Genomic DNA, 11,134 nt, shown 5'->3' with positions numbered 1-11,134 from the left:
CGCGGCCCCGCCACACCCTGCGGGGTGACGGGCCCGGGGTGGGCGCTCCCTAGTCGGCGAGCGGCAGGTAGACGCGGTTGCCGCCGTCGGCGAACTCGGCGGACTTGTCGGCCATGCCCTTCTCGATCGCCTCGACGGTGTCCAGGCCGTTCTCCTCGGCGTACCTGCGCACGTCCTGGGAGATCTTCATCGAGCAGAACTTGGGCCCGCACATGGAGCAGAAGTGGGCGGTCTTGGCGGGTTCGGCGGGCAGGGTCTCGTCGTGGAAGGCCTGCGCCGTCTCCGGGTCCAGGGACAGATGGAACTGGTCCTGCCACCGGAACTCGAAGCGCGCCCTGGACAGCTCGTCGTCCCACTCCTGGGCGCCCGGGTGTCCCTTGGCGACGTCGGCGGCGTGCGCTGCCAGCTTGTAGGTGATGACGCCCGTCTTGACGTCGTCCCGGTTGGGCAGCCCCAGGTGCTCCTTGGGGGTCACGTAGCAGAGCATCGCGGTGCCGTGCCAGCCGATCTGCGCGGCGCCGATCGCGGAGGTGATGTGGTCGTAGCCGGGGGCGACGTCCGTGGCCAGGGGGCCGAGCGTGTAGAACGGCGCCTCGCCGCACAGCTCCTCCTCCAGGCGCACGTTCTCCCTGATCTTGTCCATCGGCACGTGGCCGGGGCCCTCGATCATCACCTGCACGTCGTGCGAGCGGGCGATGTGGGTGAGCTCCCCCAGGGTGCGCAGCTCGGCGAACTGGGCCTCGTCGTTGGCGTCGGCGATGGAACCGGGGCGCAGGCCGTCGCCCAGGGAGAACGTGACGTCGTAGCGGCGAAGGATCTCGCAGAGCTCCTCGAAGTGGGTGTAGAGGAAGCTCTCCCTGTGGTGAGCCAGGCACCACGCGGCCATGATGGAGCCGCCGCGCGAGACGATGCCGGTGACGCGGCGGGCGGCGAGTGGCACGTACCGGAGCAGGACGCCCGCGTGGACGGTCATGTAGTCCACGCCCTGTTCGGCCTGCTCGATGATGGTCTCCCGGTAGATCTCCCAGCTCAGCTTGGTGGGGTCGCCGTTGACCTTCTCCAGTGCCTGGTAGATCGGGACGGTGCCGATGGGGACCGGTGAGTTGCGGACGATGCGTTCGCGGGTCTCGTGGATGCGCTTGCCGGTGGACAGGTCCATCACGGTGTCGGCGCCCCAACGGGTGGCCCACACCATCTTCTCGACCTCCTCTGGCACCGAGGAGGTGACGGCGGAGTTGCCGATGTTGGCGTTGATCTTCACGAGGAAGTTCTTGCCGATGATGGTGGGTTCGGACTCGGGGTGGTTGCGGTTGACCGGGATGACCGCGCGGCCGATCGCGACCTCGGCGCGAACGAACTCGGGGTCGGCGCCCTCCCGGGCGGCCACGAAGCGCATCTCGGGGGTGATGGTCCCGGCCCTGGCGTGGGCCAGCTGGGTGGTCGCACCGTCGACGGGGTCCAGTGCCCACGTCTCGCGGGTGCGCGGGAGCCCCTGGTGGACGTCGATGTGTGCGTTGTCGTCGGTGTAGGGGCCGGAGGTGTCGTACAGATCGAAGTGGCTGCCGTTGCTGAGATCCACCCGGCGGCGCGGGATGCGGAGGGTGGTGCCCTCGGGGGTGGTGATCTCCTCGTGGACCTTGCGAGATCCCATGATGGGACCTGTGGTCACCCGGTGTTCGTCGGCGGTGGAAACGTCACGACCGTCGATAGCCGTCATGGCATGCCTCCCTACGTCGGAATTACCCGAACAGGTTCTGCGGTCGGCGACACCCTTGAGTCGCCCTCTCAGCCCGCCATGGCGCGAGCTCCCGCGTTGCGTATTCACATGTGCGCACGTCGAACGTGCCGGGACACCCCGATCACGGTGTCCAGGGCCCCGGGGAGCACTCCCCCGTGGCCTCGCACACCATACACAGGCCGTCCCCGGCCCTGTCCAGCCTCGCCGGGGTCAGAAAAGTGTCTCCGGTTCGCCGCGACCGGAGTCCTCGGCCGGTTCCAGCAGGTGGGGGCCGTTGTTCTTGACGCTGTTGACGTCGGTGGAGACCTCGTCCACCGAGAACCGGTCCACCGGGGAGTCGTCCAGCACGTGGGCCAGCTCCTCGGCGCCGGTGGCGGGGTCGAGCCAGACGGCCCAGTCCTCGCGCGGCACCACGACGGGCATGCGTTCGTGGATGTGGGCGAGTTCGGGCGCGGCCTCGGTGGTGATGACCGCGCAGGTCCACAGCCAGGCGTCGGGGTCGCTCGGGTCGTCGACCTCGGGGTCGCGCCAGCGCTCGAAGATCCCGGCCAGGGCGAGCGGTTCGTCTCCGGAGTAGTGGACGGAGAAGGGCTTCTTGGCAGCCTTGGCCTTGCGCCTCTTGTGCTGGGGGTCGGTGGCGGGAGAGGTGCTGGCCTCGGTGGTGCCGTCCTTGTTGAGCAGCTGCCACTCGTAGTAGGCGTCAGCGGGGAGGAGGCAGCGGCGGTTCCGGTAGGCGGTGCGGAAGGCGGGCCTGTCCGCGACCGTCTCGCTGCGCGCGTTGATCATGCGGTAGCCGACGTTGCGGTCCCTGGCGCCGCCCGGCACGAGGCCCCAGCGCATCGTGTGCAGGGAGCGCGGTCCCGGTCGACCGTGGGCGCCCCCCTGGGGAGGCGGGCCGAGCACGGCGTACACCGGGCTGCCCGGCGCGATGTTGTAGTCCGGGTCGAGCTCCTCCAGCGGCGGCCAGGCTCGCGGGTCCCCCGTGCCGTCCTGGACCTCCTCGGGGAGGGCGAAGGCCAGCTGGAGCTGGTGCACGTTCCTGGACTGGGCATAGCGACCGCACATGGGTGGAATCCTATGCGATCCGCCCTTCCGGGACCCCGGGATCACCATCCGTCCCGTCCGTCCCGGCGGTCCCGGTGTCCGCGCTGGAGACATGGACGACCAGTGCCCCGACCAGCCCGGCGAGGAGGGCGACCGACCCGGCGGCGGCGAGCAGCGCCCGGGGGTGGTCCGCGGCGAACCACCCGGCGATCAGGAACCCGACGACGAAGCCTCCGTTGACCACCGCGCCCATGAGCGCGTGGGCCCGCCCGAGGAGGGGCTCGGGGGTGATCCGGTGGACCACCGACCTGAGCAGGATGTTGAACACGGAGTTGCCCGCGCCGGCCAGCACCACGCACACCGCCGCCACCCACAGCACCGGGAACCAGGCCCACAGTGCCAGCGCCGCACCCACGAGTGCGGCGGCGAGCGCCACCCCCTGCCCGGTCGGGGCCGGGCGCAGCACCGACACGGCCAGCGCGCCCGCCAACAGGCCCGCGCCCCAGCCCGCCGTGAGCGCGCCGAAGACCCCGGCCCCGTGGCCCATCACCTCCCGAGTCACGAACACCATGGCCACGTTGGTGGTGGACGTGGCCACCACCGCGAGGATCAGGACCGGCAGCAGCACGCGGAACAGCCGGGTCCGCAGGACGTGGCGGGCACCGTCCAACGCCCCCGACCACAGGGTGCCGGGGGCACCGGACACGGGGCGCCGTACGCCCAGGAGCAGGAAGGTCCCGGCCGCGACGAAGAAGCTGACTGAGTCCGTGAGCAGGGCCGGAACGATCCCGAAGAGGCCCACCAGCACCCCTCCCACCATCGGGCCGAGCACCGTCGCCGAGGCCCGGACCCCCTCGAACAGCGAGTTGGCGTGCACCGGGGAGAGCTCTCCGGCAGCGCTGGGCAGAAGGGTGAGGATCGCGGGATTGACGAGGGCCGCCAAGGAGCTGACCGTGAGGACGCACAGCACCAGGACACCGGGGTGGGGGAACCAGACGGCGGGCAGGATGGCCAGGCCCTGGCCCGCGCAGGCCAGGACCAGGACACGGCCGGTGTCGAAGCGGTCCAGTGCCGCCCCGGCGAGCGGCGCGAGCAGGACGAGCGGACCGATCTGGGCGGTCAGCAGGGCGGTGACCCACAGGGAGTTCCCGGTCTCGGCGAGCTGGAACACGGCCGCGACCAGCACCACCTCGTCCCCCATCGACGACAGCAGGATGGCGGTGAGCAGAGCCGCCGCGCGGAGGCGGCGCGCCGCCGGGGCGACGGGGGGCGGGGGATCGTCGGGCACGGCGCCTCCGGGGGCTCGGTTCGGACCGATCCTGCCCTCCGCTCCCCCTGGTCGTCACCCGGTTTTCGCGTCCTCCGGCGTGCGCTCGCCGGTTCCGGTCTCCGCTCCGGTCTCCTCCTCGGCGGGCGGGGTCCGGGAGCGCCAGGCGCCGAGGAGACCGACCAGGACGGCGACGGCTCCGATCGGGGCCAGGGTCCAGGGAGCCCAGCTGTCGAGTCCCCGCAGCAGCAGCGATCGCACCCGGGCCTGCTCGGCGTAGCCGGAGACCTGTCCGTCGGCCAGGGTCAGTTCCGTGTCGAGCAGGTCCACCTCGCCCGAGCCGTTCTGCGGCCGCAGGGTCTCGCGTCTGCGCTCCTCCAGGTTCACGACGACGCCGGTGACCGGCTCGACCCAGAAGGTCCGCTCGGCCGTGAGCCAGCGGTTCGCGCTGACGGTTCCCTCGGCGTCGGGATCGAACAGGGCAGCGGGTACCTCCCGCGCGGAATCGGGGACCTGGGTGGCCTCCACGGTCTGGGTGTAGCGGCGCACCGCCACCCCGGCGACCTCGTCGTCCTCCTCGAACTCGACCGTGGGGGCCGCGCGCACCTCGGCGTCGTAGAAGGAGTGGTCGCCCTGCGCCGCCCCGGGTGGCCAGTACAGGACCAGCCCGGCCTGGCGCACGGCCCGGTCACCGTTGACGTGCTCTCCGCAGCAGTTGACCGCCCGGCCGGTCCGACGGTCCACGATGACCCTGCGGCTCCAGTGGTCGAGCACCCGCTCGGACGAGGTGGTGTCCACCGTCATCTCCCACGCGGACCAGTCGGCGCCGTGCGCGGAGGCCACCACCCGGGTGTCCCGTTCGAGGTCGGCGCCCTCCACCCGGTTCCAGGTGGCGGTGTCCAGGTAGCTGGCGTCGGCGTCGACCATGCGCAGGCCGAGGGTGGCGTCGGCCGGGAGCAGGGCGACGCGGTCGTGCACGTACAGCGGCAGCAGGAGGGAGAGTGTCAGCAGGAACGCCCCCGCCGCCACCATGAGGGTGCCCCGGGGCAGGCTCCGGTCAGGCTCCGCGCCGGTTCTCGTGGAGGCCGTCACCCGCGCACCTCCTCGACGTCGTGACCGGTCTCGGACAGCCGGTCGGTTCCCTTTTCCGGTGCCGTCCCTTTCTCGGGCGGTCCGGTCCGCCGGTCCCCGCCGCCCGTGGTCTCCGCGGAGCCCTCGGCCGGAGCCTCGGGGGAACCGGCCGGGGGCGGGCCGTGCTCGTCCCCGCGCTGGCCCAGGGCCAGGACGAGCCGGGCCATCGCGGGCAGGCACAGCGCCTGCGGAACCCAGCCGCGCAGCGCCGTGCCCAGGGTCTCGGTGATGTCGTGGAAGGGCATGTTCACCACCAGGTGGGTCCCCGAGGCCATGGCCAGTCCGGCCAGGGCCAGGGAGACCGTGACCACCCAGGGCCCCGCCAGGTACGGCAGCGCCCGGCCGCCCAGGGACGGCCTGCCGGGTTTGGCGTGGCGCAGGCGTTTCGGTGCCCGTCGGGCCAGCCACCACAGGGTCAGCAGGATCAGGCCGACCACGGCCGCGCCGGCCCAGCCGGCGACCCACACCCCGTAGGCCAGGCCCAGCGGGAGCACCACACGTCGGGGCAGCCAGCCGGGGCCCACACCGGGCAGCGCGCGCGAGCCGTGCGGGAGGTGGGCGGCCGTCGACCGCCTCCCGCCCGGCAGCCAGCGGCGCGGCCACAGAGCCAGCACCACGAGCAGCGCGGCCAGGGCGCCGCCCGCCACCAGCACGCGGTGGTAGACGGCGTCCGGGGTGTAGGTGAGGGTGACCGTGCCCGCGCTGCCCTCGGGCAGCGCCCAGGCCTGCTTCCAGCCCTCCAACCGGACCGGTTCCAGGGGTCCGTCACCGCCGTCGATCCGGGCCTCCCAGCCCTCGTTGAAGTTCTCGTTGACCACCAGGAGGCTGTCCTCGTCGACGTCCACGTCGAAGCGGCGCTCACCCGGTCCCCAGGTGTGCACCGCGTCGACCTCCGCCATGTGGACCTCGGGGGTCACGCCAGCCGCGCCGTCGCCGGTCGTCACCACGGCCGAACGCACCTGGTAGCGGTTGCCCGGGTCCACCACGATCCGGTTCTCGCCCTCGGTCAGGTCCAGGTCGGTGCAGGTCTCGTACCGCAGCGGACGTCCGGTGAGCTGGTCCGCGAGGGTCCCGTCGCTGATCCGGGTCTCCACGCGCTGGTCGTTGACGCGCAGGGTCGGGCCCAGGCCACAGGTGGTGGAGGCGTCCCCTTCGGGGAGCGGGTCCACGGCGGGCACGCCCGGGAGCTCGACGCCGCCGATCTCCAGGGCCTGCCCCTCGGGGCGCTCGAAGGTCACCCGGACGGAGGAGGCGGTCAGTTCGGCGAAGTCGACCCGGCCGCTGCCGTCCAGCCACCCCTCCCGGACGGTCCCGCCGCCCTCGACGGTGACGCGGATCGGCCGCATCACACTGTCGGCCCGGGGGAACTCGACCCTCATGTGGTCGATGGCGGTCGGCTCCCCCAGCTCGATGTCGAGCCAGGGCTCCCTCTCCTCGGGGTCGGGGTACCAGACGGTGGCCTCGTCGTCGTCGAGCGCGCCCCGGCCCATGGCGGCGGGGTGGCTGACGGCGGTGGAGGAGCCGGTCACGAGCGGGTACCCACCGGCCCGGTTGGCGGCGTTCTCCGCCTCGCGGGGGTCGGTGAGGACCACCTCGCCGGAGACGGCGTGCGGCCCGGCGGCAGCTCCGGCGGAGAGGTCGAAGGTGCGGTCGAGCCTGCTGGCGTCCTCACCGCTCACCTCCAGCCGGGGGTTGCACACCCACGCGTGCGACCCCTCCATACAGCCGGGGGCGGTGCCGGTCGACCCGGTGAAGAGGAGGGTCCCCGCGTCGGTGGGCCCGGGCACCCTCAGCGTGCGGGTGGCCTCCAGGCCGGGGAGGGAGATCATGGAGATCCCCACCCGGGTGCCGAAGCGGTACTCGGGTTCCCAGGCCAGTTCGTCGATCCGTACCCGGAGCGTGGTGGTGAGCCCGGGCGGCGCGGCCAGCTCCTGGGGTTCGCCCGTGGCGGCCACCGCCGCCTCGGTCCTGCCCTCGTCGGTGATGAGGGTGACCCGCGAGGGCGGTGGTTCCCCGGACAGCTGCTCGAAGGCCACGCTCAGCCCGCTGAGGTCGCGGGGCTCCTCGAACTCGACCTCGATCCACTGGCCGAGGGCGCCCGCGAAGGCGCTGGACCGCCAGGCGGTGCCGAGGTCGGAGTCCAGTGCCGCATGGGGTGCGTGCCCGGGGTCGCGGTCGCTCGCCCGGGACTCCACCCCGGCTTCGGAGCTGGACGCGGTCACCCCCGCCACACCCAGGTCCTCGGCGTGGGAGACGTACTCCTCCCAGGCGGGATCCATGATGTCGGGGGCGGGAACGTCGCGCTCCAGCTCCTGGTCCTCGGTCATGGTGGCCGAGACGTTGCGCCGCACATCGGAGTAGACGACCTCGCGGCGGCGGACGGTGTCGGTGACGATCGTGTCCTGCGCGGCGACGGCGTCGGCGCCGGGGTCGTCGCCGAGCAGGATCGGGCGATCGTCGTTGACCATGCCCTGCTCGGCCAGGTGGAGGACGGACTCCGGGCCACCGGTCACGCGCAGCGCGTCGCCCGACGGGACGGTCCCGACCGTGGGCGCGGCCTCCTCCACCTCGTAGATCGTGAGGGAGGGGTAGGGCTGGTCGAACCACTGGGACGCGGACGAGTGGTCGACCGAGCCGATCACCGGACCGAACTCGGCGGCCTCGGTCACCCCCGGGGAGTTCCGGAGCGACTGGTGGACGCGGGCGGGCCAGCCGCCGTTGTTGCCCACCCGTTGCAGGTCGTTGCGGACGATCAGATGGGTGACGCCCAGCCGGGCCAGGGTGTCCGCCAGCCCCTCGGAACCGCGCCCGGAGGAGACCCGCTGGTCGATCTCGTGGTTGATCCGCGAGACACCCGAGGAGCCCCACGGGATGATCTGGTGGTTGGTCCAGGCACCGGAGAGCAGCGGCTGCATGGGTTCGTCGAGGGGGCGGCCCCACTCGTACTCGCCGCGCGCCGACCCCGGCAGCGCCATGGTCATGCCCCGGTCCTCACCCTGGTCCTCCAGCCACTCCACGGCCTCGTACCAGTGGTCCGGGATCTCCTCGAAACCGCCCCTGGGGGCGATGCCGACGGTCGCGATGGGCGTGAGCGTGACCAGGAAGACGGCCGCGCTGGCCCCGGCCACGGTCCGGCGGACCCCGGCCACCGCTCCGGGATCGCGGTCGCGACCGCGGCGGTCGGCCCAGTCCCTGGCGACCACGACGGGCAGGTGGGCCAGGCCGAGGACGATCGGCAGGCGGATGAGCGCGTCGAACTTGTGGACGTTGCGGAAGGGCGCCAGGGCACCGTCGAACAGATCCCGCATGAGCGGCGCGAAGGGCCCCGTGAGGGCCCCGGTGTGGCCCGCGACGACGATCACGGTGCCCACCAGCAGGCAGCTGATGAGGAAGAGGCGTTCGGGGGTGCGGCGGTTGATGAGCCCGGCCAGTCCCAGCCCGGCGACCAGTGCCGTCACCGCGACCAGCCACGGGGTCAGGGAGAGTTCGGCTCCCGAGGGCAGGGCGGTGTTGCCCATGTCGGGCAGGAAGCCCATCCAGTTGGAGGTGCCGCGCAGGGAGTTGAACAGGGAGGCGATCCCCGTGGTGACGGCGGCGTCCTCCGTGTAGGGCATGAACGAGTACACGTACCGCGACATGATGAGCAGCGGGACGACGTACCAGAACGACGCGAGCACGAGCGCGCCCGACCACCACAGGATCAGCCGCCACTTGCGCGGGCCGCCGGCCCTGGTGAGCAGGTACAGGCCGGGGACGACCAGGACGGCCAGCTCGGAGGCGGCGTTGGTGCCCCCGCACAGGAGGAAGGCCAGCCCGGAGAGCAGCGCCATACGCGCGGGCGGGTACCCGTGCCTGGAGCCCAGGACGAGCGGCAGCAGGATCCACGGCATGAGCAGCATGGGCTGGAGCTCGGCCGAGTTGTACGACAGCAGCGTGAGCACGCGCGGGGCGAGCGCGTAGGCCACACCGGCGATGATGCGGGTGTTGACGGTGCCCAGGCCCAGGGCCCCGGCGACCTTGTACACCCCCACGAACGCGGCGATGAGCAGCACCGCCATCCACAGGCGCTGGATGAGCCACTCGGGCATGCCGAGCACCTCGAACAGCAGGTGGAAGGGGCCGTTGGGGAAGAAGTACCCGTAGGCCTGGTTCTGGAGCTGGCCGAAGTACGAGGCGTCCCAGAGGTGCAGGGCGCGCTCCATGAACCCCAGGGGGTTGACCGTCAGGTCGATCTTGGTGTCGCTGACGATCCTGCCGGGGTCGATGCTCGCCGCCAGCGCTCCCAGGAGCAGACACACCGCGAGGACCTTGAGCCGCGCCAGCAGCCTCTCGTCCACTCCGCCGGGGGCGGTCGGTGTTCTGGAATCCTCCGGTTCGCGCCTGGCGGTGGATTCCGCCGAAGTCACATCTTCGCTTTCTTGCCTGCTGTGGGGTCGGGGGTGCCGGGGGCGGTGCGGGTGGGGGTGTCCAGACCGAGTTCGGCGGCGACCAGGCGGGTCATGCGGGCGCCGCTGGCCTCCCAGGTGAACCGGGACGCCCAGGAGCGGCAGGCTCGCCGGACCTCCAGGGAGCGCCGGGGGTCGGACAGTTCCGCCAGGGCGCGGGAGACGACGTCCTCCAGGGTCTGGCCCTCGCGGACGAGCCATCCGGTCTCGCCGTCGCGGACCGAATCGCGAAGTCCGTCCACATCGTAGGCCACGGTGGGCACGCCGAGCCGTGCGGCCTCGATGACGGTGAGGCCCCAGCCCTCGAACTCGGAGGCGGTCACGTGCAGGTGGCAGGAGGCCAGGACCGAGTTCTTGTCCTCCTCGGAGAGGAACCCGTGCAGGTCCACGCGCCCCTGGAGGCCGTCCCTCACCACCTGCTCCGCGAGGTGTTCGCCCTCGGGGCCGCGGCCGATGATGTGGACACTCAGGCCGGGGTGGGTGTCGTCGAGGGCGCGGACGAGGTCGACGACGCGGGAGACCCGCTTCTGCACGACGAGGCGACCGAGGCTGACCAGGGCGGGGGCGGTGTCTGCGGGCGTCGCCGGAACCGTTCCGGGTTCCGCTGTGGGAGGGGCGACGGACGGGCCGCCGTTGTGGACGATCTCTATGGGCGCGCGCCAGCCGAGCTTGTCGCGCATGGCGGCGCGGGAGGACTCGGAGACGGTGACGGTGGTGCAGTTCCGGTAGACGCGGGAGGCCACAGCGGACTCCAGGAACCGCCCGAACCAGGCCAGCGGGGCCGGAAAGTAGGCGTTGAACTGGAGGTCGTGGACGTGGTGCACGACGCTGACCACCCTGGTGCGGCGGCGCAGGACCAGACGGGAGAAGAACGGGATTCCGTTCATGCAGTCGAAGGCGAGGTGGTATTCGCGTCTCCACAGGGCGAGCCAGGCCATGACGCGCGGGTAGACGGTGAACTTGCCGCCCATGCGGCGGATGACGACGCCGTCCCTGGTCTCGACCCGGGCCTGGTGGGGTTCGCGGCTGGTCAGGAAGGTGACGATGGCACCGCGTCCGGCCAGGTGGCGGCTGATCCGCCAGGCGTACTCCTCCGCGCCCCCTGCGGTGGACTGCCAGGGGTCGCGCCAGTTGACCATGACGATCCGGACACCGTCGAGGCGGGGGCCGGGGTCGGCGTGTTCGACCCGCGCGGGGGCGGGTTCGGGGGCGTTGGCCGGGGCGGGAACGGTGGCCTGGGCGGGGGTGGCCGTGGGGAGGCCGGACTCCACCCGGGCTGGGACCTTCTGGAAGACCACACGCTCTCCTTCCGCGCGGTGCCCGGCGCGGCCCCAGGCGCGAACGCGGAGAACACACGCGAACACGCTGAGCAAGCACTCGTGGGATGCACCGAGCGCACGCCGAAGGGGCCCGTCGACCGGACGTCATTGGGAATGGGCGGTCACGAGGGGTGCGACCGTGATGGGGGCGGGGCGGGCGCCCCACTGGCGGCGGAGCGCCCGCCTACCT

General features: G+C 72.3%; 6 protein-coding genes. All 6 read right to left on the bottom strand.

The window, feature by feature from the left end; genetic code table 11:
- Positions 1-49 precede the first annotated feature (49 nt).
- The 6 genes from thiC to D452_RS0102150 all read right to left on the bottom strand — a co-directional run bounded on the left by thiC (position 50) and on the right by D452_RS0102150 (position 10,923).
- Positions 50-1,717 carry a phosphomethylpyrimidine synthase ThiC gene (thiC, locus tag D452_RS0102175; RefSeq protein ID WP_017542513.1) on the bottom strand — a complete coding sequence of 556 codons (1,668 nt, stop codon included), beginning with the start codon at positions 1,715-1,717 and terminating at the stop codon, positions 50-52.
- 231 nt (positions 1,718-1,948) lie between these two features.
- Entirely contained in the window at positions 1,949-2,803 is an 855-nt protein-coding gene (locus D452_RS0102170; RefSeq protein ID WP_040692971.1) for an SOS response-associated peptidase, read from the bottom strand.
- Between the two features lie 10 nt (positions 2,804-2,813).
- A complete protein-coding gene (locus D452_RS0102165) occupies positions 2,814-4,070 on the bottom strand; it encodes an MFS transporter (protein WP_017542511.1) in 1,257 nt (418 codons plus the stop codon).
- Positions 4,071-4,124: 54 nt separating this feature from the next.
- Positions 4,125-5,141 (bottom strand): DUF3068 domain-containing protein, encoded by a 1,017-nt coding sequence (locus D452_RS27585; RefSeq protein WP_017542510.1) that lies wholly within the window; start codon positions 5,139-5,141, stop codon positions 4,125-4,127.
- Positions 5,138-9,586, bottom strand: coding sequence for an alpha-(1->3)-arabinofuranosyltransferase (locus tag D452_RS27580; protein ID WP_083927432.1), 4,449 nt, complete (start codon positions 9,584-9,586; stop codon positions 5,138-5,140). The genes D452_RS27585 and D452_RS27580 overlap by 4 nt, the downstream gene beginning before the upstream one ends.
- Positions 9,583-10,923: a glycosyltransferase family 4 protein gene (locus D452_RS0102150; protein WP_017542508.1), complete on the bottom strand. Its 1,341-nt coding sequence runs from the start codon at positions 10,921-10,923 to the stop codon at positions 9,583-9,585. The genes D452_RS27580 and D452_RS0102150 overlap by 4 nt, the downstream gene beginning before the upstream one ends.
- Positions 10,924-11,134: the final 211 nt, after the last annotated feature.

Origin of the sequence: Nocardiopsis prasina DSM 43845, assembly GCF_000341265.1 — a bacterium.
GTDB classification, from domain to species: domain Bacteria; phylum Actinomycetota; class Actinomycetes; order Streptosporangiales; family Streptosporangiaceae; genus Nocardiopsis; species Nocardiopsis prasina.
This window is presented reverse-complemented; position numbering and strand designations above follow the sequence as displayed.

What these genes read in the sequence shown, in the direction of transcription:
- thiC (WP_017542513.1), bottom strand. Translation starts at nt 1,717, where the DNA reads ATGACGGCTATCGACGGTCGTGACGTTTCCACCGCCGACGAACACCGG.
- D452_RS0102170 (WP_040692971.1), bottom strand. Translation starts at nt 2,803, where the DNA reads ATGTGCGGTCGCTATGCCCAGTCCAGGAACGTGCACCAGCTCCAGCTG.